Annotated in this window: 23 protein-coding genes and 1 pseudogene; 11 read left to right on the forward strand and 13 right to left on the reverse strand. The window is 67.5% G+C overall.

All coding sequences use genetic code 11. The features are described from left to right. Positions 1-22 precede the first annotated feature (22 nt). A pseudogene (locus tag ON19_RS30470) lies at positions 23-1,106 on the reverse strand (DNA polymerase IV). A 175-nt stretch (positions 1,107-1,281) separates the two neighbouring features. Here ON19_RS30470 and ON19_RS30475 point away from each other — a divergent pair. Together ON19_RS30475 and ON19_RS30480 are read left to right on the forward strand one after the other, a co-directional pair. Next, positions 1,282-1,866, forward strand: coding sequence for a TetR/AcrR family transcriptional regulator (locus ON19_RS30475; RefSeq protein WP_043700498.1), 585 nt, complete (start codon positions 1,282-1,284; stop codon positions 1,864-1,866). Then, positions 1,863-2,315, forward strand: a complete 453-nt coding sequence (locus ON19_RS30480; protein ID WP_043700500.1) for a PaaI family thioesterase — start codon at positions 1,863-1,865, stop codon at positions 2,313-2,315. The genes ON19_RS30475 and ON19_RS30480 overlap by 4 nt, the downstream gene beginning before the upstream one ends. A gap of 456 nt (positions 2,316-2,771) precedes the next feature. Here ON19_RS30480 and lon read toward each other — a convergent pair whose 3' ends face one another. Then, positions 2,772-5,102, reverse strand: a complete 2,331-nt coding sequence (gene lon, locus ON19_RS30485; protein ID WP_051169450.1) for an endopeptidase La — start codon at positions 5,100-5,102, stop codon at positions 2,772-2,774. Between the two features lie 269 nt (positions 5,103-5,371). Here lon and ON19_RS30490 point away from each other — a divergent pair, with 269 nt between their 5' ends. From ON19_RS30490 to ON19_RS30515, 6 genes are all read left to right on the forward strand, one after another. After that, the gene (locus ON19_RS30490; protein ID WP_043700504.1) at positions 5,372-6,727 is read left to right on the forward strand and encodes a DUF445 domain-containing protein; all 1,356 of its coding nucleotides are present in this window, start codon (positions 5,372-5,374) and stop codon (positions 6,725-6,727) included. A gap of 112 nt (positions 6,728-6,839) precedes the next feature. Then, positions 6,840-7,631 (forward strand): TIGR03084 family metal-binding protein, encoded by a 792-nt coding sequence (locus ON19_RS30495; protein ID WP_043700577.1) that lies wholly within the window; start codon positions 6,840-6,842, stop codon positions 7,629-7,631. Between the two features lie 340 nt (positions 7,632-7,971). Continuing rightward, a complete protein-coding gene (locus ON19_RS30500) occupies positions 7,972-8,661 on the forward strand; it encodes a hypothetical protein (protein ID WP_157229893.1) in 690 nt (229 codons plus the stop codon). A 22-nt stretch (positions 8,662-8,683) separates the two neighbouring features. After that, entirely contained in the window at positions 8,684-9,868 is a 1,185-nt protein-coding gene (gene lhgD / locus ON19_RS30505) for an L-2-hydroxyglutarate dehydrogenase (protein WP_043700507.1), read from the forward strand. Between the two features lie 128 nt (positions 9,869-9,996). Then, positions 9,997-10,467, forward strand: a complete 471-nt coding sequence (locus tag ON19_RS30510) for an SRPBCC family protein (protein WP_043700510.1) — start codon at positions 9,997-9,999, stop codon at positions 10,465-10,467. Between the two features lie 10 nt (positions 10,468-10,477). After that, the gene (locus ON19_RS30515) at positions 10,478-11,050 is read left to right on the forward strand and encodes a ribonuclease H family protein (protein ID WP_043700511.1); all 573 of its coding nucleotides are present in this window, start codon (positions 10,478-10,480) and stop codon (positions 11,048-11,050) included. 76 nt (positions 11,051-11,126) lie between these two features. Here ON19_RS30515 and ON19_RS30520 read toward each other — a convergent pair whose 3' ends face one another. The 9 genes from ON19_RS30520 to ON19_RS30560 all read right to left on the reverse strand — a co-directional run bounded on the left by ON19_RS30520 (position 11,127) and on the right by ON19_RS30560 (position 20,699). Further along, a complete protein-coding gene (locus ON19_RS30520; RefSeq protein WP_043700512.1) occupies positions 11,127-11,927 on the reverse strand; it encodes a hypothetical protein in 801 nt (266 codons plus the stop codon). 132 nt (positions 11,928-12,059) lie between these two features. After that, on the reverse strand, positions 12,060-13,238 hold the full coding sequence (locus ON19_RS30525) for an MlaD family protein (RefSeq protein ID WP_043700513.1): 1,179 nt from the start codon (positions 13,236-13,238) through the stop codon (positions 12,060-12,062). Next, positions 13,235-14,326 (reverse strand): MCE family protein, encoded by a 1,092-nt coding sequence (locus ON19_RS30530; RefSeq protein WP_043700515.1) that lies wholly within the window; start codon positions 14,324-14,326, stop codon positions 13,235-13,237. Before ON19_RS30530 ends, ON19_RS30525 begins: the two co-directional genes overlap by 4 nt. Positions 14,327-14,334: 8 nt before the next feature. Then, positions 14,335-15,444 (reverse strand): MCE family protein, encoded by a 1,110-nt coding sequence (locus ON19_RS30535; protein WP_043700517.1) that lies wholly within the window; start codon positions 15,442-15,444, stop codon positions 14,335-14,337. Beyond that, complete coding sequence (locus ON19_RS30540) at positions 15,441-16,439, reverse strand: MCE family protein (protein ID WP_043700519.1); 999 nt, start codon at positions 16,437-16,439, stop codon at positions 15,441-15,443. Before ON19_RS30540 ends, ON19_RS30535 begins: the two co-directional genes overlap by 4 nt. Next, positions 16,439-17,482: an MCE family protein gene (locus ON19_RS30545; RefSeq protein WP_043700521.1), complete on the reverse strand. Its 1,044-nt coding sequence runs from the start codon at positions 17,480-17,482 to the stop codon at positions 16,439-16,441. Before ON19_RS30545 ends, ON19_RS30540 begins: the two co-directional genes overlap by 1 nt. Further along, complete coding sequence (locus ON19_RS30550; RefSeq protein WP_043700523.1) at positions 17,479-18,969, reverse strand: MlaD family protein; 1,491 nt, start codon at positions 18,967-18,969, stop codon at positions 17,479-17,481. The genes ON19_RS30545 and ON19_RS30550 overlap by 4 nt, the downstream gene beginning before the upstream one ends. A 7-nt stretch (positions 18,970-18,976) precedes the next feature. After that, on the reverse strand, positions 18,977-19,840 hold the full coding sequence (locus tag ON19_RS30555; protein ID WP_043700525.1) for an ABC transporter permease: 864 nt from the start codon (positions 19,838-19,840) through the stop codon (positions 18,977-18,979). Between the two features lie 4 nt (positions 19,841-19,844). Then, complete coding sequence (locus tag ON19_RS30560; protein WP_043700527.1) at positions 19,845-20,699, reverse strand: MlaE family ABC transporter permease; 855 nt, start codon at positions 20,697-20,699, stop codon at positions 19,845-19,847. A gap of 516 nt (positions 20,700-21,215) precedes the next feature. Between ON19_RS30560 and ON19_RS30565 the strand changes: the two genes are divergently transcribed. Continuing rightward, positions 21,216-21,890 (forward strand): S1 family peptidase, encoded by a 675-nt coding sequence (locus ON19_RS30565; RefSeq protein ID WP_043700529.1) that lies wholly within the window; start codon positions 21,216-21,218, stop codon positions 21,888-21,890. Between the two features lie 52 nt (positions 21,891-21,942). Here ON19_RS30565 and ON19_RS30570 read toward each other — a convergent pair whose 3' ends face one another. Next, the gene (locus ON19_RS30570) at positions 21,943-23,394 is read right to left on the reverse strand and encodes an MFS transporter (protein ID WP_043700531.1); all 1,452 of its coding nucleotides are present in this window, start codon (positions 23,392-23,394) and stop codon (positions 21,943-21,945) included. 92 nt (positions 23,395-23,486) lie between these two features. After that, a complete protein-coding gene (gene lppU / locus ON19_RS30575) occupies positions 23,487-24,110 on the reverse strand; it encodes an LppU family putative lipoprotein (RefSeq protein WP_043700533.1) in 624 nt (207 codons plus the stop codon). Between the two features lie 187 nt (positions 24,111-24,297). Between lppU and ON19_RS30580 the strand changes: the two genes are divergently transcribed. Both ON19_RS30580 and ON19_RS30585 read left to right on the forward strand, forming a co-directional pair. Beyond that, positions 24,298-24,807, forward strand: a complete 510-nt coding sequence (locus tag ON19_RS30580; RefSeq protein ID WP_051169451.1) for a DUF6764 family protein — start codon at positions 24,298-24,300, stop codon at positions 24,805-24,807. 127 nt (positions 24,808-24,934) lie between these two features. After that, a complete protein-coding gene (locus ON19_RS30585) occupies positions 24,935-26,158 on the forward strand; it encodes a serine hydrolase domain-containing protein (protein ID WP_372478711.1) in 1,224 nt (407 codons plus the stop codon). Positions 26,159-26,246 lie beyond the last annotated feature (88 nt).

The raw sequence follows: 26,246 nt of genomic DNA on the forward strand, positions 1-26,246 counted from the left end.
AGTGTCCGGACCGGTCCGGGAGCTACTGCGGCAGGAGTTCCAACCGGACGCCGAGCAGACGAACCGGACGGTCGAGGTCGAAGCGGTCGACGATTCGCAGTGCCGTTTCGGCGATGCGCGCGACATCGATCGTCGGTTCGGAAAGTTTCTCCTGCTTGCTGCGGGTGTAGAAGGTATCGGTCCGCACCGTCACGCTGACGCGGGTGCCGACCCGGCCCGCGGCGGCCATCTCCTCGGCGACCTCGGTGGCCAGCCGCGCGACCTGGGCGCGAATCTCGCCCGGATCGGTCAGATCGTGCGGGAAGGTCTCGGACTTGCTGCGGCCCACCGGAATTCGCGGTTCGGTGGTGACATCGGTATCGCCTTTGCCGTGGCCGAGCACCCACAGATACGGACCGGTGTTCGGCCCGAACTCCGCGGCCAGCCGATGCCGATCGGCCGCCATCAGATCGCCCACGGTCCGCACGCCGAGGTCGGCGAGGCGCGCGGCGATCCGATTGCCGATGCCCCAGAGGGCACTCGTCGGGCGATGGGCCATCACTTCGGTCCAGTTCGCGGCGGTGAGCCGGAAGACGCCCGCGGCGGCGCCCGGGCCGGTGACGGGCTCGGCCGACGACTTGCCTGCGGACTTGGCGAACCCGGTGGCGAGCTTGGCGGTGAGCTTGTTGTCGCCGATGCCGATCGAGCAGGTCAGTTCGAGTCCGGCGATGGCGGCGCGCACCTGCTGCGCCAGAGCCTCCGGATCGTCGGTGTCGGCGGCCAGGAACGCTTCGTCCCAGCCCCATACCTCGACCCGGCCGGGAAACGTCCGCAGCAGCGCCATCACCTCGTCGGAGGCGTCCTCGTAGGCGGTCATGTCCAAGGGAAGGAACACGCCCTCGGGACACCTGCGCTGGGCGCTGCGCAGCGGCATGCCTGCGCGCACGCCGAACGCGCACGCCGAACGCGCGCGCCGGATAGGACGCACAGGTCACCACCTTGCGTGGCTCGGTGGGATCGCCGTGGCCGCCGACGATGACCGGCAGTCCCCGCAGTTCCGGATGGCGGCGGAACTCCACCGCCGCCTGGAACTGGTCGAGATCGACGTGCAACAGCCATCTGGCCACATGCCGTTCTTACTCCAGTGCTCCGACATCCTGGCGCGATTCCGGGGCGATCGGCCGGGGCCGACCTGCGCGCCTGATCGCGACCGGCGAACCGAGCGAGCTGCGCGCCTGCATCGGGCAGGACGGCGATTCGCTCGGCATTGCCATACCCGGAGAACAGAACTAAATTCTGTATATGAAGATTCGAAATCGGTTACTGTTGGCGGCCGAGCGACAGTTCGCCGAGCACGGGGCGCTCGATGCGACGCTGACGCAGATCCGCGACGCGGCGGGCGCCAGTGTCGGCGCGCTCTATCACCATTTCCCGGACAAGGCCGACCTGTACCGGCAGGTGTGGGCCAACGCGCTGGTCGACTACCAGGAGCATTTCTGGGCGGTAGTCGGCGAGAGCACCGACGCGCGCGACGGCGTCACCTCAGGTGTGCGCGAGCACCTGCGCTGGGTGAGCGAGAACCAGTACCGGGCGACGGTGCTCACCTCCGCACGGCCGCCAGGGGTCCGGGAGAGCGAGAGCAATCGCCGCTTCCTGTCCGACGTGACGCGCTGGTGGCGCACGCACGCCGGATACGGCACGGTGCGCGATCTTCCGATCGATCTGGTCTACGCGCTGTGGCTGGGCCCCGCGCAGGAATACACACGGCAGTGGCTGGGCGGCGAGATGCGCATCGCCCCGGCCGACGTCGCGGGCGAACTCGCCGACGCCGCCTGGCTCGCCCTCGCCGCCGATCGCACCCGAGCCACGAAAGAGGTCTCCCAGTGACAGTCGCCACGACCCTCGACATCGACAGCGCCAGAAAGGTGCTCGCCGCACAGCCCTTCGCCGCCCTCGTGGGCACCGAGCTCACCGCGTTCGGCGACGGCGCCGCCACCCTGATCATCCCCTTGCGGCGCGAACTGACCCAGCAGTTCGGCTACGTGCACGGCGGCGTGCTCGCCTACGCCGCCGACAATGCCCTCACCTTCGCCGCCGGAACGGTTCTCGGCGCGAACGTACTCACCGGCGGTGTCACGGTCACCTACCTCCGTCCCGCCGCGGGCGCGTGGTTGCGCGTCGAGGCATCCGTCACGGGCGCGACCCGGCGCCAAGCGGTTGCCCACTGTTCGATCTACGCGGAGAGCCCGGACCGCGAACCGGTCCTGTGCGCGGTGGCCCAAGGCACCACCCGGCTCGCTGAAACCGACCTGACCGGTGCGAACACCGCCCCTTGACCGCCCTGCCGTCCTCTGTCGCCGACGGCCCGAGCCTGGGCGCGTCGCGCATCGCAACACCACTCCGCCGGACCGCACGTGCGGCTCACGCTGCCGAACGCACCGTGCCGCACGCTGTCGCGGCGAACTGTCGAATGCGGCGCTCGACGCTTGCCCGCGACAGGAGCGGAAGAGGCGACGCGCGCCGGTCGACGAGAACGCCGTGCCGCATGCTGTCGCGGCGGACTGCCGAATGCGGCGCTCGACAGTGCCCCGCGACAGGGGCGGAACCGCGACGCGCCGGTCGATGAGAACGCCGGGGACCGCACGGTATCCGAGGAACAGCCCGGCCGAGCCGCGCCGGACGGATACCGGTGCGCAGTGGTCGCATGGCATGTCTCCGGCCTGGCAGGTCGATCAGGCGTATGCGAAAGGCCGGGCACGGAGAGTGTCCGTGCCCGGCCTGTTCGTCCCAGGTCAGGCGGTCGCGGCGAAGGCAGGGCCCAACGCCGGTTCGGCGACCGGCTCGATGGCGTAGGCCAGGATGTCGGCCACGTCGGCGACCGGGCGGACATCCAGTGCGGCCAGCACTTCCGCCGGCACGTCGTCCAGATCCGGCTCGTTGCGCGCCGGGATGAACACCGTCTGCAATCCGGCCCGCTGGGCGGCGAGCAGCTTCTGCTTCACGCCGCCGATCGGCAGCACCCGGCCGTTCAGGGTGACCTCGCCGGTCATGCCGACGTCCGATCGCACCTGACGCCCCAGCGCCAGCGACACGAGTGCGGTGACCATCGTGACGCCCGCGGACGGTCCGTCCTTCGGCACCGCACCGGCCGGGAAGTGGATGTGGATGTTGCGATCCAGGACCGACGCCTCGATGCCGATCTCCTCCAGGTGTGAGCGCACGTAGGTCAGCGCGATCTGCGCGGACTCCTTCATGACGTCGCCGAGCTGGCCGGTGAGGGTCAGCGAGCGCTCACCCTCCGCGGCGTTCGCCTCGATGTAGAGGACGTCGCCGCCCGCGCCGGTCACGGCGAGGCCGGTGGCCACACCGGGGACGGCGGTGCGTTCGACCGAGTCGGGGGTGAAGCGCGGACGACCCAGGTAGTCCTTCAAGTCGCCCAGGCCGATCGTCAGGGCATCGGTGTCGACCTCGTAACCCAGTTCGGGGTCGTAACCCGATGCGGCAGGCGTCGTTTCGCGCTCGGACAGCCGGGTGGCCGCCTTGCGCAGCGCCTTGGCGATCAGCCGCTCCATCTGCCGGACGCCGGCCTCCCTGGTGTAGTTGGCCGCGATCTCGCGCAGCGCTTCCTCGCTGACGGTCACCTCGGCGGCGGTCAGCGCATTGCGCTCGAGTTGCCGCGGCACCAGGAAGTCACGCGCGATGGCCACCTTGTCGTCCTCGGTGTAGCCGTCGACGGTGATCAGTTCCATCCGATCCAGCAGCGGGCCGGGGATGGTCTCCATGACGTTCGCCGTGGCGATGAACAGCACGTCGGAAAGGTCCAGGTCCAGATCGAGGTAGTGGTCGCGGAACGTGTGGTTCTGCGCCGGGTCCAGTACCTCGAGCAGGGCGGCGGCCGGATCGCCGCGGAAGTCGGAGCCGACCTTGTCGATCTCGTCCAGCAGGACGACCGGGTTCATCGAACCGGCTTCCTTCATGGCCCGGACGATGCGACCGGGCAGCGCGCCGACGTAGGTACGGCGGTGGCCGCGGATCTCGGCCTCGTCGCGCACGCCACCAAGGGCGACGCGGACGAACTTGCGTCCGAGGGCTCGCGCCACGGACTCACCCAGCGAGGTCTTGCCGACGCCGGGCGGGCCGACCAGCACCAGCACCGCGCCGGAGCCGCGTCCGCCGACGACCTCCAGGCCGCGGGCGGCACGCCGGGCCCGGACCGCCAGGTACTCGACCATGCGGTCCTTGACCTCGTCCAGGCCGTGGTGATCGGCGTCCAGGACCGCGCGGGCGGCCGAGACATCGGCGCTGTCGGTGGTCTTCACCATCCACGGCAGCTCCAGCACGGTGTCCAGCCAGGTCCGGATCCAGCCGGATTCCGGGCTCTGATCGCTGGCCCGCTCCAGCCTGCCGACCTCGCGCAACGCCGCCTCGCGCACGGTGTCGGGCAGATCGGCCTGCTCTACCCGGGTGCGGTAGTCGTCGGCGCCGTCCGGCTCGTCCTCGCCGAGTTCCTTGCGGATGGCGTTGAGCTGCTGGCGCAGCAGGAATTCGCGCTGGCTCTTCTCCATGCCCTCGCGAACGTCTTCGCTGATCTTCTCGCTGATCTCGGCCTCGGCGATGTGCGCTTTGGTCCACTCGATCAGGGTGGTGAGCCGCTCGGCCACGTCGGGGGTCTCGAGCAGTTCGCGCTTCTGCTCGAAGGTCAGGTATGTGGCGTAGCCCGCGGTGTCGGCGATGGCCGACGGGTCGGTCAGCTGGTTGACCGCGTCGATGACCTGCCAGGCCTCGCGGCGTTGCAGCACCGAGACGACCAGCTTCTTGTATTCGGCGGCCAGTTCCTTGGTGCGGCCGTCGGGTGTGGGCGTCTCGACCGGCTCGGCCTCGACCCACAGCGCGGCGCCGGGGCCGGTGACCCCGTGCCCGATCTTGGCCCGCCGTTCCGCCTTGAGGACGGCCGCCGGGGCTCCGCCGCGCATCCGGCCGACCTGCTCGATGGTGGCGACCACGCCGTAGGTGGCGTAGCCCTCGTTCAGGCGCGGCGCGAGCAGCACGGCGTCGGTGTTTGCAACACGCGCGGCATCGATCGCGGCCTGCGCCGATTCGTCCAGTTCGATGGGCACGACCATGCCCGGCAGCACGATCGGATCGGTCAGGAACAGCACCGGCAGGTTCTGTGGTGTAGTCACGTCTTCGACCCTTCCAAAAGTTGAGCGTTGCCTACTCAACCCACGGGTATCCGGGTTTGTTCCACTCCGATGCCTCGTTCGCTGAGGGCGAAGAGCGGCACGGCCGCGCTCGCCGTTCGCGTTGACACCCCATCCAAGGCAATGAGAACGTTGTGGCCTTGATATCTCATACCGGCGGTACCGCCGGATCGGCTTAGGGAGTCCCATCGATGTCGTCGCTCGCCGCTGGCGTGTTCATCGACTGGGAAGGATTGACCGGGCAGCCGAAGTTCGTGGTCGACCTGATCACGTTTCCGGTCTTCAGTGCGCTGGCGGGCTGGTTGACCAACTGGACCGGCGTACTGATGCTGTTCTGGCCGCTTCTGTTCCGCGGCGTCCGCATCCCCGGCCTGCATGTGCTCTATCCGTACTTCCCGCGCCGGGTCCAGGTGCTGCCGACCTTCTCCGGCGATGGCCGCCGCCTCGGATTCCAGGGCTTCATCCCGGCGCGCGCGGAGAAGATGGCCAGCATCTGCGTGGACAAGGCGCTGATGCGGATCGGCAGCCCGAGGGACTTCATCCACGAACTCGATCTCGACGGCATCGCCGACTACATCGCGGTGCTCGCCCGCGAGCAGGTGCGGCCGCTGGTCGACGAGCTGATGTACCGGGAGAACCCGGACCTGTGGCGCACCGTGCCGCGGGCCGCCAAGCAGCTGATCTACCAGCGGGTGGATCGGGAACTGCCCGCCCTGTCCCGCCGTGCGTTCACCTCGCTCGGCGACAACGTCGACCAGCTGATCGACATCAAGAGCTTCGTGATCCGCTACCTGCAGGAAAACCCGACCATCCTGAAGGACCTGACCACCACCATCGCCGCGCCCGAACTGCGCTTCATGGTGCGCATCGGACTGCTCGGCGCACCCTTCGGCGTGCTGCTGGCCCTGTACCTGCATGTGCACCACCACATCCCGGTGGTCGGCTGGGTCCCGGGCTGGGTGATCGTCCTGCTCGCCTCGGCGGCGATCGGCGTGATCGTGAACGTGATCGCGGTGAAAATGGTGTTCGAGCCGGGTGACCCGCAACCGAGGTACAAGTACCTGTGGAAGCAGGCGCTGCTGGCGAAGCGACAGCCGCAGGCGGCCACCGATCTGGCGCACATCCTGGCCTACCAGGTGCTGACGCTGCCGAACTTGTCCAAGGAACTGCTGGAGGGCCCGAACGGAGACAAGACCCGGCAGCTGCTGGAGCGCTTGATCGCCGACGAGATCAGTCGTCAGCTCGGCCCGACCACCACGCTGGTGCGCGCGGCCTTCGGGCGCCGCCAGTTCGACAACCTCACGGTGGGCGCGGCGGGCGCCGCGGTCGGCTTGGCGCCGACCCTGGCGGAGGACGAGGAGTTCACCCTCGAGCAGGCCAAGACCATCGATGAATTCGCGGCGCGCAAGTTGCGGGACCTCACGCCGGGGGAGTTCATGGAGATGTTCTACGCGTCCGTGGAACAGGACGCCTGGCTGCTGTATCTGCACGGCGCGGTGCTCGGTCTCGTCGTCGGAGCCAGCCACCTGGTGCTTTTCGGCTGGTAGCCGGACCGTCGCTAGCAATATAAAACAAGCATGCTTGCCTTTTTTTGACCTCGCTGCGATGCTGGTCCCGGCGGCACACGAGGCGGTGTGCCCGGAACCGGCAGGGGAACAGATGGCTGACCTCGAGGCGCTACTCGGCGACTTCGCCGACGAATGCGCGGACCTGGAACGACTCGTCGGCCCGCTGGCGCCCGAGGAATGGGCTCGGGCCACACCGGCGCCGGGCTGGACCATCGCCCACCAGATCGGCCACCTGGCCTGGACCGACGAAATCGCGACGATCGCCACCGCGGATGCCGAGGGCTTTCAGAAGTTGCTGGCCGATGCCGGGCCTCGTGCGCTCACGTTCGTCGACGAGGCCGCCGAGCATGCCGCGACCGAACCGCCCGCCGACCTGCTCGACCGGTGGCGGCGCGGACGCGCATCGCTCACCGCCGCTCTGCGCGCGACGCCCGGGGGCGTCAAACTGCCCTGGTTCGGCCCGCCGATGAGCCCCGCCTCGATGATCACCGCCCGTATCATGGAGACCTGGGCACACGGGCAGGACGTGTCCGACGCCCTCGGCGTGCACCGCACGCCCACCGCACGGCTGCGCACCGTGGCCCATATCGGCGTGCGTACCAGGAACTTCGCCTACACCGTGCACGAAAAGACCCCTCCCGCAGGAGAGTTCCGCGTCGAACTGACCGCACCGGACCGCACGATTTGGGCGTGGGGTCCCGAGGATGCCGAGCAGCGCGTGTGCGGACCAGCGCTCGACTTCTGCCTGCTGGTGACTCAGCGCCGCCATCCGGACGATCTGGCCATCGTGACGCAAGGCGACGACGCCGCGGAATGGCTAGAGATCGCGCAGGCTTTCGCGGGTCCGACGGGCACGGGAAGGACGGCGGGCCAGTTCGCCTGACCCGCCCACACCCGACCCGCTCGGTGACGATTCGGGAGCGGGCGAGCGCCACACTTGGGTGCGCCGTGTTCATGTCGACGGCCGGACGCCGTTGGCCGGGTGTCTCGAGGTGGCAGTCGAGAATGGCGCTCGCCAGCTAAACGAATATTTACCCCCCGGTGTGCTCACGGAAACATCGGCGCCACGTAGGCGGCGGCGCCTGACGTTGTGCCCTTGACCGGGCTGTCCCGCCGTGTGATCCTGCTCTCTTCGACGCGACATACCCCGCAACCGCACAGGTAACCTGGACGGGCGTACAGCTTTCCATGATGCTGGTCCGTCGCAGGGAAAGGAGCGCATCGTGACAGCACACCGACCTGCCCAGTTCGCGCGGCATGCCGCCGTCGTGCTCGCCGGTGCCGCCAGCTTGAGCCTGACCGTCGCGGCAGGCACCTACATCGTGCAGCAGATCGCCGATACGCAGCACCCTGATAGCAGGCTCGCCGCGCCTATCGCCCCCGTCGCTCCCGGTGCGCCCGACCACCGACGCGAAATCGTCTCCTATCCGGTACTGACCGGCAGCAGTTCCGTCCTGCCCCCTGCGGTCCTCCTCGCTCCGCGCGCCGCCGAGCCGGAAACCGTACAGGCACAGATTGATTCACCGCCCGCGCCCGCGCGCACGCCTGTCGGCGGCACGGTCCGCCTCGGCGACGCCTACCTCGGCGCGCAGGTCGCGACGGGGGAGGCCGATACCGTCTCGGTCACCGTGGATACGAACGCCTTCACGGTGCTCACTGGTTTCCTGCGCTCCGGCCCCGCACCGGAGCAGCCGGATGCGTCCACCGTGACCACGATGCGTACCGACCTCGACACCCAGAGCGGCGAAGTGCGCCTGGCCCTGTCCGACCCGAGGCTCGGCGAGCACGACCTGCGCCTGAATCGTCATGGCGCGCCCGCCGCGACGCCACCTCCGGCCGCCGCCGGGAAGCAGGGCACCACCGAACCGGTGCGCACCACTGCGCAGGGCGCAGGAGATTCCGCGGCGGTGTGACCCACCGCTTACCCTGCTGGGCATGAGCGCCTACGACTTCTGCGTCATCGGCGGCGGCATCGTCGGCGTCGCGACCGCGCACCGGATCCTGGCGCGCTATCCCGGCGCCCGCCTGATACTGCTGGAGAAAACCCAGCACCTGGCCACGCATCAGACCGGGCACAACAGCGGCGTCATCCACTCCGGGATCTACTATCCGCCGAATAGCTTGAAGGCCACGCTGTGCCGCCGTGGCGCTCGCTGGACCGAGGAATTCGCGGCGGCACAAGGCATTCCGTACCGGATCTGCGGCAAATTGCTGGTCGCCACGGACGACGTCGAATACGAACGTATGCTCGCGTTGCACGAACGTTCGATCACCAACGGCGTGGCCGTGGAGCTGATCGACGCTGCGGAACTCGCGCGGCGCGAACCGCGCGTCACCGGTGTCGGCGCACTGTTGGTTCCCGGCACCGGGATCATCGACTTCACCCGGGTGACCGAAGCGCTCGCCGAGCAAGTGCGCGGCGCCGGTGGCGAATTCGTGCTCGGCGCCGAGGTCACCACGCTCACCGAGACCACGGATGCGGTGACGGCCGCCGGGCCGACCGGTTCGTGGACGGCACGCAGGCTGGTGGTCTGCGCGGGTCTGCAGGCCGACCGAATGGCACGAGCAGCGGGGCTGCGCACCGACTTTCGCATCGTGCCGTTCCGCGGTGAGTACTACCAACTGCCGCAGGAGCGAAACAACCTGGTCAGCACCTTGATCTATCCCATTCCCGATCCCGAATTGCCGTTTCTCGGCGTGCATTTGAGCCCGACGATCGACGGCACGCTGACCGTGGGGCCCAACGCGGTGCTCGGCCTCGCCAGGGAGGGCTATCGCAAAGGCAGCTTCGACGTCAGGGACGCGCGAGAAGTGCTCGCCTTCCCCGGATTTCACCGGGTGGCCAAGGCGAACGTGCGCACCGGGCTGCGCGAACTGCGCAACTCGCTGTTCAAGCGCGGGTACCTGGCGCAGTGCCGCCGCTACTGTCCGGACCTGACGCTCGACGATCTGCTCCCGCGCGAGGCGGGTATTCGCGCGCAAGCCGTCCTGCGCGACGGAACCTTGGTGCACGATTTCATGATCGAGCGCACCGAGCGCTCGGTTCATCTGCTCAATGCCCCCTCACCTGCGGCGACCTCGGCTATGCCGATTGCCGAGCACATCGTCGACCAGCTCTGAGCGACGCCGCTTCCGAGCGACCGACCGGTAGCTATCCGACATCACGGCACACCGAATCCTGCCGAGCCCTCGAATAAAGAGGAGAGCTGTAGTACTTTTAACGCCAGTCGTGGAACAGGGAGGGCCTAATGGGCCACATCAAGTACGCGAGTGACGTCGGAGCGCCCGTCGAGGTCGCTTTCAGCTACACCGACAACCATCTCTTCGTACCGGATTGGATGTTCGGCATCGCGGACTTCGTGCCGACCGGCGATCAGGACCGCGGACTCGGCGCGGTCTTCGCCGCCACCACCCGTGTCGGACTCTTGCGACCCGCGTCGACCTGCGAGATCACCGAATACCGCCACAACGCGGTGATCGGGTACACCCTGCGTGGGCGCATCTGCGGCACGTTGCGGCTGCGCTTCGACCCGCTGGGTTACGGGCGATCGGTGCTGACCTCCGAGGCGGAGTACAGTCCGCCCCGCGGATCGGTCGCGCGCCTGGGCGCCGGTCTGGTGGATGCCGCGGTCAAATCGGCGCTACGGCGTACAGAATCCCGGTTGCGGAGGGAGATAGAGGAATTTCACGGTACCGATCTTGTCGGTCGGATTGCGTAGGGTGCCAACCATGATCATCGTGAGCACCGACGGATCCTGCCTCCGTAATCCCGGCGGCGCCATCGGCTGGGCTTGGGTCAATCATCAGGGCTCCTCCGCCAGCGGAGGAGCCGCGTCCGGAACCAACCAGGTCGCGGAATTGCGCGCGGTGCTGGAAGCGATCGTCGCGCATCCCGGGTCCGAACCTCTGCTCATCGAGAGCGATTCGCTCTACGCGATCAAGTGCGCGTCGGAGTGGGTGTCGGGGTGGCGGCTCAACGGCTGGCGCACGTCCACCGGCGGCGCGGTGAAGAACGTCGAACTCGTCCGGCAGATCGATCGGGCCATCGCGAGCAGGCCGGGACCGGTCCGTTTCCGCTGGGTACGTGGTCATGTCGGCAACTACTTCAACGAGCAAGCCGATGCGCTGGCCGGAGAAGCGGCTCGGCAGGCCGCGGTCACCGCGGCTGTCGCCGAGGCGAACACCGTGGAAATGCTCGCGGTGACTGTGGAAGAAGCGTCGACGGCGCCGGAAGCGCCGAAGGACAAGGCCGCGGGGAAGGCGGCCGCGCCGTCGGCGCCACAGACTTTGACGCTGTTCTGATTCGTCCGCGAATCGCCGAAGACCGCCCGAATGACCTCCGGCGGTGGTGGCTCGGCCCACCGCCGGAGGCGCTCGGCTAGTTGCCCGGCTGCGGTGCGGGCTGACCAGACGGAGCGGGCTGCGGAGCGCCGCCCGGCGCGGGAGCGCCGGGAAGGCCGGTACCCGCACCCTTGAGCATCGGCGAATCGAGCTTCTCGACCAGCCACTTGTCGCCCGACTTCGTCAGCTGGGCGATCACCACGACGAACTGCCGCTCGGGGTTGGCCTGGGTGAAGTTGGTCCGGTACTGCGTGAGGGTCACCAGCACCTTGGCCGAGGTCTTGTCACCGGACTGGTAACCGCACTGCACGTCGTCGGCCCAGGACTTGACCTTCGCCTGCACCATGGCGTCCTCGAGCGCCTTGGTCGCGTCGTCGAACTCCTTCAAGAACTCACCGGTCGAGCCGGCTTTCACCGTGGTGAAATAGTCGCCGAGGTTCTTCGAGTAGTCGTAGACCGAGACGTCCCTGCCGAATTTGCACGCGGCGCTGGTCGAGTCGCGGATCGCGTCGAGCTTGTCGCCACGATCCTTGCCCTGCATGAAGAACACGACCACCGCGGTGATCGCCGCGACCGCGAGCACACCCGCCACGAACGCGGCCACCAGCGGAAGCGAGGTGGATTTCCCGGACGGTGCCGGCGCGGCCGCCGCGGGAGCGCCGCTCTTCGTTGTCGACTTCTTGCCCGCCTCGGGCTTGTCCGCCTTCTCCGCCTTGGACAGCTCGGGCTTCGCCGCGCCGGCGGCATCCTCCGACTTCTCGGCCACCTTGTCGGTGTCCTTGTCGGCGGCGGCCTTGGCCTCGGCGTCCTTGTCGTTCTCGGCGTCGTCGGTAGACATCGATAAAACCTGCACTTTCCCGGCGCGCGTCGGTGCGCACCGATTGGCTTCAGGGGCCCGCGAGAGCGGGCCTTACGCGTTCCACCGGCGAGTATGCCCGGCCGACGGGTGGACCGCCGGGCCGGGTACGACTCACCGCACCGGAGGCAGGGTCCGCTCGTTCGGATCCACACCCGGGGGCATGTGTGCGCCGTTGTTCGGCACGTCCGGTCGCGGCGCGTTCGCCGCACCGCGGATCTGCTGACCCGGCGGCGGGTTCTCACAGTAATTCCACTTCGGGATCGTGCCGTCCTGCACGACCTCGTTGCGGATCTTCGGAGTGTTGTAGGTACAGAACGGCCGCGGCCAGATGTCGATCATCGCGTGGAATTCGTTCCCGTGCGCCGGGACGCCCAGCGCCTCGCCACCGAGCGCGAGCGAGGGGAACAGCGCACGCAGAGCGGGCAGCCGCAGCTGCGCCGCCTTGGTGATCGCCTGGAAGTTGGTTGCCAGGCTGGTGATCGGGTCGGCCGTCCGGTCCACCACCGCGCCGAGGCTGGTGAGCTGGCCCGGCGCCTGATCGAGCACCCGCTGCAGTTCCGCGTTCGCGTTGTTGAACTGCTCGAACAGCACCCCGGAGTTACGGGTCAGGGTGGCCAGGTCGGGCTGCGCGTTGGACGTCGTGTTGGCGATGGTGCGCAGATTGGTGATCAGATTCGTGGTCTGCGGCAACAACGAGTCCAGGCCGGCCATCGCCAAGCTGATCCCGTTGACCATGCCGCGCAACTGATCCGGTCCCGCGCTGAGCGCGATGTCCAGCTCGTTCAGGATGACCTGGAAGTGGTCCGGATTGATCTGCGCGATCAGGGCGCTGGAGTTGTCCAGGACCGACCACACCGGCGTCGGCGTGTGGATCTTCTCCGGATCGAACTTGATCACCGCGCCGTTGGCCAGGTACGGCCCCTGCTCGGCGTTCGGCCGGAAATCGATGTACTGCTCACCCGCACCGGACAGCGCCTGCACCGCGATCCGGGTGTCCACCGGGATCTTGTACTTCGACTCGATCTGCGCGGTGGCGGCGATGGCCTGCCCGCGATCGGTCAGCTCGATCGAGGTGACCTTGCCGATGCGCCACCCGCGCAGAGTCACGTCGTTACCGGGCTGCAGACCGCCGGAGCGGTCCAGGTTCACCGTGACGGTGTAGTCCGACCGCAGCGGGTTCACCCGCATGACGTTCACCATCAGGTACGCGGCGCCGACCAGCAGCACGAGCACCAGGCCCAGGTTCGACAGGAAGATCTTGCTTCCGAACAACTTGCGCACGGAGGTCATCGGTGTCCTCCCGTCACCCTGCCCTGCACCAGCTGCAGCACTTGAAGCAGGCTGCCCGCGAAGTCCTGCAGGTCGTGGAGGTCCTGGAGCTTGCCGTGCTCCGGATCGGTGAGCGCGCTGATGTCGAGATTGGTCGCGGTGGCGTACACCGCGAAGCTGCCGCCGCGGAAGGTCGCGTCCACCTTGGGCCGCAGCACGCGGAGTCGATCGAGCAGCACGCCGAAGTTGTCGCCGGTCTTGGCGATCGCGTCCATCAGCTGGTGGGTGTTCTCCAGCAGGCCGTTCAACTGCGCGGTGGAGGTGTCGGCGTAATTGCCCAGCGCGGCGCTGGCGGTGGACAACTTGGTCAGCAGATCGCCGATGGCCCGGTTGTTCTCGGCGATGGCGCCGATCATCTGGGGCAGCGTGTCGGCCACCTCGCCGAGCTCGGACCGCCGTGCCTCGATGGTGTTGGCGAGGGTGCTGAATTCACCGAGCACACTGTCCACCCGGGCCGAGTTGGCGTTCAAACTGCCGACCACGCCGGTCATCTCGGTGATCAGGTGGGCCAGCTGCTCGCCGCGGCCGCCGACGATGGAGTCCAGCTCCGAACCCAGCCTGGACAGGCTGGCGATGCCGCCGCCGTTGAACAGCATGGATACCGAGATGAGCAACTGCTCGACGGTCGCGCCCGCGGAGGTGCTGTCGAGCGTGAGCGTGTCGCCGTCGTGCAGCATTTCCGCGCCGGGCTCGGTCTTGGGCTTGGACACCGCGACGAAGACATCACCGAGCGGAGTGGCCTGACGCAGTTCCGCCGTGCTGCCCTTGGGCAACTCGATGTCCTTGCTGATGGTCAGATCCACGACGGCCTGGAAGTTCTTCGTCTTGATGTCGGTGACCACGCCGACATCGGAACCGCCGATCTTCACCTTCGCCTGGTCCGGCAGGTTCAGCGCGTTCTCGAACACCGCGTGGATGGTGTAGGTCTCGCCGGACACACCCGGTTTCGGCAGCGGCAGCTTCTCCACGGTGAGCCCGCAGCCGGAGGTGACCGCGACACCGGCCACCGCGGCGACGGCGACCAGCGCCCTGCGTGCCTTGATCGTCATTCGGTACGTCATTTCGTCAGTCCGAGCAGTGCGGCGGTGAGCCCGTAATCGGGTCCGAAGTCCTGCATGTTTCCGGTGCGGCAGCCGTCTGCCTTCATCTGGATGCGTTCGCAGAACAGGCTGACGATCTCGCCCGACAGCGCGGTGCCGATCACCGCGTGCAGCCGGACGTATCCGTGCTCGCGGTTCACGATGCCATCGATGTTCTGCATGACCATCGGCGCCACGTCGACGACCTCGGTGATGCCGTAGGCGTTGTCGCGCAGCTGCTGGGTCACGTTGGTCAGGCCGGTCATGGTGCCCGACAGCTGATCCTGGTACTGCGTCAGCGTGGTGCTCGTGTTCCGCAGGAAGGCGAGCAGCTGATCGAGCGTGGCCTGCAGACCGGGCGCCTGATCGGCGAGCAGGCCGGTCATCTGGGTCACCCGGTTGCTGAAATCGCGCACCGACTGGTCGTTCTCGGCCAGCATGGTGGTGAGGTCGTTCAGCTTGATGATGATGCTGGAGATCGCGTCCTTGTTGTCCACACCGACCTTCAGCGCGCTGGACAGTGCGTTGAGGGTGTCGCGGATCTTCTCGCCGTTGCCGTTGAGCATGGGGTAGAGCACCCGGCCCGACAGCGGTCCGATGCCCTCCTGGCCCGGCTCCGGCTTCAGCGCCGCGGCGAACTGGTCGATGGTCTTGATCATCGTGTCCAGCTCGACCGGCGTCTTGGTGCGTGCCTTGGGCAGGTGCGCACCGTCGCTCAGGGCTGCGCCGCCGGTGTAGACGGGGGTGAGCTCGATGTGCCGGTCGGTGACGATGGACGGGGAGATGATCGCGGCGATCGCGTCTTTCGGGATCTTCACGTCCTTGTCGATGGACATGTGCACCTCGATCAGGGTGCCCTTGGGCACGATCTTGTCGACCTTGCCGACATCGAGCCCGAGCACCGTGATCGGATTGCCCTCGTAGATGCCCGCGATGTTGTCGAAGTCGGCGGTGATCTGCAGGGTGGTGCCCAGCGCGTCGTTCACCGAACTCGGCAGCAGCGAGCAGCTGCCGACCGTCAGCGCGGCGGCGCTGATCAGGAGCGTCTTCGCGACGGTCCTCAGCGGAAAGCCCGTGCGGAATTTCATCCCTGGCACCCTTCGATCACTTGGGCGAAGCACAACCAGTTGTCCGGGAAGAGCCACGGCAGGCCGACGTCACCGTACGGACCGCTGCCACCCCACGAGTTCGCCAGGTAGCGCACGGTCGGCGGCATGATCGACAGCATCCGGTCCAGGTTGTCCTTGTTCTTCTGCAGACCCTCGGCCATGGTGTTCAGCTGCGCGATGGTCGGGCCGAGCTGCTCGTTGTTCTCCGCGCCGATCACCTCCAGCTGCTTGGTCAGCGCCGCGACGTTGTCCAGCAGCTGGCGCAGCAGCGCCTGGCGCTCCATCACCCGATTCGCGATGGCCTCGCCCTGGGTGATCACCAGCAGGATGCTGTTGCGGTTGTCACCGAGAATCCTCGTGACCCGGTCCAGGTCCTTGAGCAGGGTGTCCACCTCGGCCTTGCGGCTGTCGATCACCTTCGCCAGCGCGCCGACGCTGTCCAGCGCCTGCGCGGTGAGCTGCGGTGACCCGTTCATCTGCTCGTTGATCAGGTTCAGCGAGTCGGACAGCTTCTTGGTGTCGAGCGCCTCGAACTTCGGGGTGCCGATCTGCACCACGTCGGACAGGTTGTACGGAACCGCGGTGTTGGACACCGGGATGCGCTTGCCCTTCAGTCCCGAGCCGTCACCCGGCTCGAGGTCGACGTACCTGGCCCCGAGCAGCGTGGCCATCTTGATCGAGGCGCGGGCGTCCGGTCCGAGTTTCACGTCGTCGCTGACGCTCAGCGTGAGCATCACGTGGCTGCCTTCGATCTCGGCGCCGACCACCCGGCCGGAGGCCACCCCGGCGACGTTCACCTTGTCGCCGACTCTGATGCCCGCGGCCTGCACGAATTCGGCCTTGATCGACTGCTCGCCGACGCCGATGAGCTTGTAGACGCTGGACACCAGCAACAGCGCCACGATGAGGACGCCGCCGATGATGCCCAACCAGAAGTTCCGGTTGCTCTCGAACCTGGACCTGAGCTTCGTCATCATGGGCGGCACACCGCCGAGTGCGAGGTGCCACCGATCTGGGAGAACAGACCGCGCGGGAAGAGGACGCCGTAGAGCGACACGTCCAGACCGCACAGGTAGGCGTTGGCGTAACCACCCTCGGAGGTGTGCCTGCCCGCCGCCGAGAGGACGTTCGGCAGGTCGATCGCCGCCTGGTCTAGCTTGGCGCCGTTGTCGATCAGCAGCGTCAGCGCCGCGCTGGTGGAGTTCTGCGCGGTGCGCAGGCTCGGCTGGATCTGGTCCATCATGCCGACCAGCGACGTGGTGGCGCTGGCGATCTGCTCGGTCGAGGAGAGCAACGACTGCCCTTGCTCGTACAGCCCGCCGATCAGGGCCCGGGTCTGGGTCACCAGGGTCTCCAATTCATCACCTCGTTTGGCCAACCCCGACATCACGCCCGACAGGTTGGTAATCACATCGGACAGGATCGCGTCCCTGCGCTGGAAGTCGGTGGCCAACTGGGCGGCCTGAACGATGAACGCGCTCAACGAGACGCCGTCACCCTGCAACGCCTGGATGAAGGTCTCCGACAGCCGGTTGACCTGCTCGGGCTGCAACACCTGGAACAGCGGCTGGAATCCGTTCAGCAGGCCCGACACGTCGAACGACGGCTCGGTGCGATCGATCGGGATCGAACCGTTGTTCTTCAACGGCGCCGGGTTCGGCGTCTTCCCCGGAGCCAGCGCCACGTACCGCTGGCCGATCAGGTTCTGGTAGCGGACCAGCGCTTTGGTGTCGCTGTAGATCGTCTGGTCGCGCTGCACGACGAAGGTGACCTTCGCGACCGACTTCTTCAGATTCGCGTCGCGGTCCCGCTCGATCTTCTCGACCTTGCCCACCCGCACGCCGGCCATGCGCACGTCGTCGCCCTCGTGCAGACCGAGCACGTCGGAGAACGTCGCGGAGTAGGTGTAGGTGTCACCGCTGACGATGCGTGCGAGCGTGTTCCACACCAACACCGTGACCAGGACGGACACGATCGCGAAGATGCTGAATCCGATCAGCGGTTTGCGGATGCTCATCGTCGGGCACCGTTGTCGGACACCTGCATGGTTCCGCCCTTCAGAATCGAGCTCAGCAGCAGATACTCGGCGGTGGTCGGCTTGCGGCCGAGCAGCGCGGTGATCGCCGAGTCGCCTCGGTAGGAGATCGGCGCGGCCGACGGCGTGCCCTCGGGCGCGGCGGCCGGAGCCGCGGGCGCCGGCGCTGCGGCAGGCGGGAGCAGGCCCGGCGGCAGCATCGGGAACAGTCCCTCGAGCGGAGTGCCCGCGAACGGAGCGGGTGCGCCGCCGGTGGGAGCGGCCGCGGTGGCGCGGTTCGGGTCCGGGGTGGTGATGCCGGGAATCAGCGGCAGGCCGGGCATCGGCACCACCGGCGGCAGTCCGGCGGCCGACTCGAGCGCCCGCGGCTTCAGCTGTTCGGGCAGCTCGCCGACGTCCGCGACGGCGGGAGCGGTGAAGCAGCTCGGGCCGGCCATCTCGCCGTAGCGCGGGCAGTCCGCCACGGTGTAGGGGCGGTACGGGGTGAGGGTGAGACCGGCATCCCAGACCTGCTGCTGCTGCGGACCCCAGGTGAACGTGGTGTCCATCCGGCGCATGGTCTCGCTCAGATTGAGCAGCGTCCTGGTGATCGCGTTCGGGTCCGCGGCGAGGGCGCCGAACATGTCGTTCGTCCCCGCGGTGACCTCGATACCGACGTTGGGATTACGGGCGAACAGGTCGTTCACCGTATCGATGGTCCCGCTGGTGCCGGTGATCAGCGAGACCAGCTCGCTGCGGCGGTCGGCGATGGTGCGCGCGGTCTGCACCGAGCTGCCGAGCACGTCGACCAGCTCGGGCGCGGACTGGTTGAGCGCGTTGAACGACGCGGAGAAGTCGCCGAGCAGCACACCGAGATCGGGAATCGACTCGTCGACGGCCAGCAGCCAGCGGTCCAGCCGCTCGACGGTGGAGCCGGGCATCCGGCCGCTGCCGTCCAGCGCCTGCGACAGGGTGCCGAGCACCCGGCCGAACTGCACCGGGTCGATCTTGTCGAGGATGTTGCGGACCGTGGTGAGCGTGTCCTGCAGCGCGATGGTGCCCTTGCTGCGGTCTTCCTCGATGACCGAGCCCTCGTGCAGGTACTGGTCGGCCGGGCCGTTGAAGACGAGTTCGACGGAGGTGACGGCGAACAGGTTGCTCGGAACCACGCGAGCGGTCACGTTGGCCGGGATGTCGTCGGCGAACTCCGGCTTCATCTCGATGCGGACCTTCTGCAGCTCGCCCTTGGCCGCGATGTCGACGGTCTTCACCGCGCCGACGAGCACGCCGCGGAACTTCACGTCGGCCTGCTCGGGCAGACCGTCACCGGTGGTGGTCAGGTTCGCGGTGACGTTGACCTTCTCCTGGAAGTACCCCTGGTAGCGCAGCATCAGGAAGCCGAGCACCAACGCGAACACGACCAGACCGCACACGCCTGCGATGAGCAGCTGCCGCATCGTGGGCCCGCGCCCACTGGGATCGATGATCATCTGGTCTCTACCCCGAGATTCGGATGCCTGGGTTGATGCCCCAGATCGCCAATGTCATGAACAAGTTCGCGAAAACGACCGCGATGATGCACATCTTGATCGCGCGGCCCGCGGCCACACCGACGCCCTCGGGGCCACCGGAGGCGAAGAAGCCGTAGTAGCACTGGATGAACGTGGTGATCGCGACGAACAGGATCGCCTTGATCAGCGAATAGATGACGTCGGTCGGGACCAGGAACTGATAGAAGTAGTGCTGGTAGGTGCCGGTGGCGGTGCCGCCGATCAGCTGCACGGTGAGTGCGCAGGAGACGTAGGCCATCGTCAGCCCGAGGCAGTAGAGCGGGATGATGGCCACCATCGCCGCGAACATCCTGGTGCTGATCAGATAGGGCAGCGGCCGGATGGCAATGGATTCCAGCGCGTCGATCTCCTCGGAGATGCGCATGGCGCCCAGCTGCGCGGTGAACCGGCAGCCCGCCTGGGCGGCGAAGGCCAGTGTCGCGAGCAGCGGGCCGAGTTCGCGGGTCGTTGCGAACGCCGAGATCGCACCGGTGATCGGGCTCAGGCCGAGCAGGTTCAGCGAGTTGTAGCCCTGGATGCCGACCGTCATGCCGCCGAAGGCGCTCAGGATGACGACGACGCCGATGGTGCCGCCACCGACGACGAGATTGCCGTTGCCCCAGGTGACGTCCGAGAGCAGGCGCCAGACTTCCTTGGGGTAGTGCTTGAGCGCCAGCGGAATCGAGCCGATCGAGCGCAACAGGAAGAACACCTGATGGCCGAGCCGGGCGAGCAGATCGACCGGTGCCTGCGCGGATTTCCGGAACGCCTGGAGAGGCCGCAGCAGCGGCGGTACATAGGTTGATGACACCGGCTCAGACCACCTGTGACGGGAATAGTGCGTTGTAAACCTGGGTGATGATGAGGTTCACCCCGAACAGCATGATGGCGGAGCTCACCACGGCGGAATTCACCGAGTTCGCGACACCACCCGGACCACCCCGGGTGTTCAATCCGGTATCGCAGGCGATGATTGCCGCGAGCAGACCGAAAATCAGCGATTTGACCAGCGCGACAAGAAGGTCGGTGGTCACGGCGAACGACGAGAAGGTGCCGACATAGGAGCCCGGCGTACCGTTCTGCGCGAAGATATTGAAGATGTAGCCGGTCAGGAAGCCGACGAAGACCACGAAGCCGCACAGCAGCACACTCACCAGCATCGCGGCGCCGAGGCGCGGCGCGACCAGCCTGCGCATCGGGTCGACGCCCATGACCTTCATGGCGTCGATCTCTTCGCGGATGGTGCGCGAGCCGAGGTCGGCGCAGACCGCCGAACCGACCGCGCCCGCGATCATCAGCGAGGTGACCAGCGGGGCGCCCTGCTGGATGATGCCGAGGCCGTTGGCCGCGCCGATGAACGAGGTGGCGCCCACCTGGCCCGCCACCGAGCCGACCTGGATGGAGACGATCACGCCGATCGGGATGGCGACCAGCAACGTCGGCGCCGCCGAGACGCTGGCCATGAACGCGCATTGCCGGATGAACTCGCCGAACGGAAAGCGCCTGCGGAAAATCGAGACGAACAGTTCGGCGACGGCCGCGAAACCCATCGTGATCTGCCTGCCGAAGGTCTCCAGCGAACGCTTCGGATGATCTTGCCAGTAAGACCTCGTCCAATCGACCGCATCACTGAACCGTGACCCTGATGGTGGACTCTCGGTCGACTGCACTGGCTAACCCTCCTCGACGCCGGTTGGCTGCCCCGACGACTCGTTTGCTTGACGCACCTTACTACGGAGTAGTGCAGAACACACCACCGACTTGTGACCGCAGTCATAGATGTCGCTCACCGTCGCGGGAAAGGCCGCAAACCATTGGGAACGTGCCCAAAGATAGCGGCCCGACCTCTGGCACAAGCTACAGCCCCATCTGCGCGAATCCCGGATCTGTAGCGGCGGTTCGGAGAATTACTTTGGAGGATTCTCATCGAAAATCGGATTTGTTTCCGAGGACCAACACAACGCCTCCTTACTATCACTCGAGCACTAATGGACACGAGATTTTCACAATTGCGATAGCGGAATGCTATTGTCGCGTAAGATACATTTGATCACAGATGTATGAAATAGGGTTGAAGCGCGGAACAGTGGGGACAACCCGGTAGTAGGTGACGCGCCCGAGGTCGATTACTGACACGATGGGTGCGACAGATTGATATCGTGCGGGCTTCCGACGTCTGGAGGGACATGTTCAGCAAACTCGCCAAGGTGGCCAACGCCGCCTTCGCCGTCGCCCTGGGCGCGGCGCTGCTCGGCACGGGCGCTGGGGCCGCTAACGCCCAAACGGGCCCGCCGGTGTTGGGCGGTGGATCCGGCATCATCATCGACAACCAGTTCGAGTGCACGGTCACGACTGTCGGCCACGACAACGCGGGACGTCTGGTCGGACTGACCGCCGGGCACTGCGGCGATCCGGGCGCACAGGTCTACGCCGAGGCCGATCGGGGCGCGGGTGTGATCGGCCGGTTCGCCTACTCCAACCATGACCTCGACTACGCCGTCATCCAGTTCGATCCGGGCAAGATCACTCCGGTGAACCGGGTCGGCAACGTCACCATCACGGGAATCGGCGGACCGGCCACCTTCCCGCAGATCGTGTGCAAGGAAGGGCGCACCACCGGCAATACCTGCGGTATCGCCTGGGGCGACGTATTCCGGACGAACGTCGAGACCTGGAGCCAGATGTGCGTGGTGGAAGGCGACTCCGGTGCGCCGGTCGTCGTCGGCAGCACGCTGGTGGGCATGGTGAACGCCTACCTGGCCATCGCTTGCTTCGGTCCTGAGGTCGGTACCAACTTGAGCGCGGTCATGGCCGACGTCAACGCACGCGGCGGCGTCGGCGCGGGTTACGTCCCGATCTGATCGGACACCACCCGATGAGCGGCCCGAACGGACAGCGATCCGTTCGGGCCGCTCATTTTTCGGTCGATGCCGGTGCGAGCGCCGGACCCGCGACCGCGCACTGCGGCATGCAATCCACATTGTCCAAGGTGGCCGGGCGCCGCTCGGGACGCAGCAGCACGGCGGCGAGCATCGCGCCGAGCACCAGCAGTCCGACACACAGCCACATCGCGGTAGCGAAGCCGTCGTCGAAGGCGGCCGGATCGCCCAGCGCGCCCGAGATGCCCGCCAGGCCGGGCAGCGCCGCCACCGCGAGCAGTTGCGCGGTGCGCGCCACTGCGTTGTTCACGCCCGAGGCGATGCCCGCCTCGCTCGCGGGCACCGCACCGAGCACCGCGCCGGTGAGGGGAGCCACCAGCACCGCGAGCCCCAGTCCGAAGACGAGGACACCGGGCAGCACATCGGTGAGGTAGGTGGTCTCGGGCCCGATGCGCAGCAGCAGCACCAAGCCCGCCGCCGCCAGCAGCGGGCCCGCGGTCATCGGGATGCGCGGCCCGTGCGCCTGCGCCCAGCGCCCGGCGGGAGCCGAGAGCAGCAGCATGATCAACGTGATCGGCACGGTCGCGACGCCGGACATCAGCGGCGAGTATCCCGCCACCAATTGCAGTTCCAGCACCAGCAGGAAGAACACGCCACCGAGTGCGGCGTAGACCGCGAACGTCACGAGATTCGCCGCGGTGAACACCCGCGAGCCGAACAGCGCGGGCGGCACCAACGGGTGGTCGCTGCGCAGCTCGATCAGGACGAACGCCCCCAGCAAGGCGACACCGGCCACGATGAGCAGGGGCATCGTGTCGATCAGTCCGAGGGTCAGCGCACCGAGTGCCAGCGCCACCACCAGCGCGCCGGGCACGTCGAGCCGGGTGGCCGCGTTCGGATCGCGGCTCTCGGGCACATGTCGCAGTGCGACCAGCACGACGACCACGGCCAACGGCACGTTGAGGAAGAAGATGGACCGCCACCCCGCGAGATCGATCAGCCAGCCACCGAGGAACGGTCCGAACGCACCCGCCACACCGCCGAAGCCGGACCACAGGCCGATCGCCGCGCCCTGATCGCGCTGATCGATGGACGAGGAGATCAGGGCCAGGCTGCCCGGCATGAGCATGGCGCCCGCGACGCCCTGCAGGATCCGGGCCGCGACCAGCATCTCGATGGTCGTCGCGGCCCCGCACAGCACCGAAGCGATCGCGAAAGCGATGGTTCCGGACACGAAGACGCGGCGGCGCCCGAGCTTGTCGCCGAGCGAGCCGCCCAGCAGGATGAACGAAGCCAGGGTCAGCGTGTACCCGTTCAGGGTCCACTGCAGTCCGGCGACATCGGTCTCCAGCGATTCGCCGATTCGCGGCAGCGCGATGTTCACCACCGTCGCGTCCAGCGAGGCGACCGACGATCCGAGGATGGTGGCCAGCAGAATCCAACGACCGGTGCCGGACTGCAGCCGCGGTAACTCGGTGGTGCTCACCAACCCAACCTAGCGGTCCGCGTGCGGCAGGCGGAGACAAAACAAGGGCCGCGCCCCGTGGGGCACGGCCCGTACCGCGATCGGAGGTCCGGTCAGAGTTCCTGAACGCAGACGACGAAACGGCGCTTGTCGTAGACGTATCCGGTGCCGCTGCCGCAGACACTCACGTCATCGGCGCCCTCGACGCGTTTCACCACCTTCACGCCTTTCGCGGGCGAGGTGCCGGTGCAGTCGATGCGCTTGGGATCGTCGCCGCCGACGTCCATGCAGCCGCCGATCACCCAGTCGATGTCCAGGCACAGCGCACCCTGTTCGATGCCGTTGATGGTCTCGGCGTAGTAGTTGTCGGCGTCGCTGCTGCACTGCGAGCTCTTCGACTTCTTGTCGATCACCTTGTAGTTCGACTCGCGGCTACCGCACGACGCTTTCTCGATGGTGGCGTTGGTGGTGGTGCCGCCGAGTTTCACGCAGTCGTTGATCGCCGCGTCGAAGTCGGTGTCGCCGCTCGGCTTGCTCGTGGTCGGCTTGCCGGTGCTCGGCGTCGGCTTGCCCGAGGACGGTTTCGGCGTGCTGGTCACGACCGCGTCGATCGTCCCGGTGTCCACCGCGGGCTGAGCGGTGCCGCTGATTGTGGAACTGCACGCGACCAGCGACAGTCCCGCCGCTATGGCGAGCCCGGCAAGGGCGAGACGACCCCAGGTCAGTTGACGAGACACGTACAGTCCTCCCGAGCTGTAACGCCGGCGAACTCACGCCCCCGTAATCCGAAGTTGCCATGGCTGTGCTTGAAATACCACGCCATGAATACACCATCGACCGAGCGCACGTCGAGCCGAAGCCGGAAACGACCTGCCGCCAACCGGTCTGGGTATGGTGGGATTTCTGGTTCGAGAGGAGTTCCCGGTGAAGCTGATCAGCGCAATCGTCTGCTCGACCGCCGCGATCGGAGGCTCCCTCGTCTACCCGGGAGTGGCCGCGGCCGCCGACGTGCACTGTCGCTCGGAACACGGGACCGACGTCACCGTCATCGATGGGGAGACGGCCTGCCGCGCGGCGACCGACAGCTACGGCCGAGCCGGGGCCACCGGCATCGATGGGGTGGGCTATGCCAACGCGACGCTCGGCGCGACGGCCATCGGCATCGGCGCGGCGGGCGGCGTCGGCGCGAGCGAGGGCGCGGGCGGGATGCCCGTGGCGGTCGGCTTCGGTCCCGACGCCGTGGCGCTGACCTCGATCACCGACGATCCGGAGGCGCGGACGTTCGCGATCTCGATCGCGCTCGAAGGGTCGCGAGCGGGCGTGGAGACCGCCGAACAGGCGGTCGTCTGCCTGGGCGTCGCGGCCTTCGCGTGGAACGCGACCACCGGCGACGCGTGCCTCGCCACGCCTTTCGGGCTCTGGCAGACCCACTGAACGGGTTACCCTGGTTGACCAGCCCGACTAACGGCGGTCAGGAGGTGACCCCATGGTTTCGGCAATGGCGGCGGACGACTTCGAGCCCGCCGATTCGGCGCGCGGGCAACTGGCGGCACCGCGCGAGATGCTGGTCGACCCGCGTTTCATCCGGCTCGCCGATCAGTTCTTCGGGATCTTCGCCCAGCCCACGCGCGGTGGCGGCGCACTGTCGGTCTATCTCGACGGCAGACCGGTGGTCGACATCTGGGCCGGTTGGGCGGACAAGGAGCGCCGCTGGAACGGCGATACCGTCGCACTCACCTTCTCCACCGGCAAGGGCGTGGCTTCGACCGTCGTGCACCGACTGGCCGAACGAGGGCTGATCGGCTACGACACGCCGGTCGCCGAGTACTGGCCGGAGTTCGCCGCGCACGGCAAAGACGACATCACCGTGCGCGATGTGCTCTCGCATCGCGCCGGATTGCACCGGGTGCGTGGCCTCGTTCCCGGCCGGGAAGGCATCCTGCACTACGACGCGGTGGTGCGGGCGCTGGCCGACAGCCCGCCGGACCCGCGCCGCATCCGCACCTCCGGCTACCACGCGATCACCTTCGGCTGGCTGGTCGCCGAGATCGTGCAGCGGGCCACCGGCACATCGTTCACCGAGGTCTTGCGCACCGAGATCGCCGAGCCGCTCGGCTTGGACGAGTACTGGTTCCGCGTGCCGGAATCCGAACGGCATCGGATCGCCAAGATCTTCCGTCCGCTCGGTCCACCGGGAATCCGCTGGAACACCGCTTCCTCGGTGTTGTCCTGGGTTCGACCCGTGCGCGGGCTCGCCGAGGCGGGCATGCCGGAAAGCTTCGACGAACTGGTCCGCGACCCCCGGGTGCACGACTCGGTGATGCCCGGTTGGAATGGGGTGTTCACGGCACGCGCACTGGCGCGGATGTACGGCGCGCTGGCCAACGACGGGGTGGTCTACGCCGGCCGATCGGAACGGGGCGCGTCCGATGCCGGTGCGGGCGGATCGGAGCGCGTCGTGCGGTTCCTCCAGCCGGAGACGATCGCGACGATCAGCCACGTGCAGCCCGCCCACAGCCGCGACTACGTGCTCGGCGTGCCGATTCGCTTCACGCTCGGTTATCACCGGCCGGTGCTGATGTCCAAGCAGCAGCCGCGGAACGCGTTCGGTCATTACGGCGTCGGCGGCTCCGGGGCGTACGCCGACCTGGACCTCGGCATGTCCATCGCGTTCGTGACCAACGGGCTCGGCAGCATGGTGACCGCGCTCGGCGACGCCAGGCTGGCGCGGCTGGCCGCCACGGCGCAGACCACGGTGCGCAAGCACAAGCAGATCGCCCACTAGCGAGCCTTCCGGCGACGCAGGTGGAGAGCCGATGCGTCCCTTCGCGATGCCGCACAACATCGCGACCGGTCCGCATCGCGCGATTCCT

This window comes from Nocardia abscessus NBRC 100374 (assembly GCF_000308455.1).
Taxonomy (GTDB): domain Bacteria; phylum Actinomycetota; class Actinomycetes; order Mycobacteriales; family Mycobacteriaceae; genus Nocardia; species Nocardia abscessus.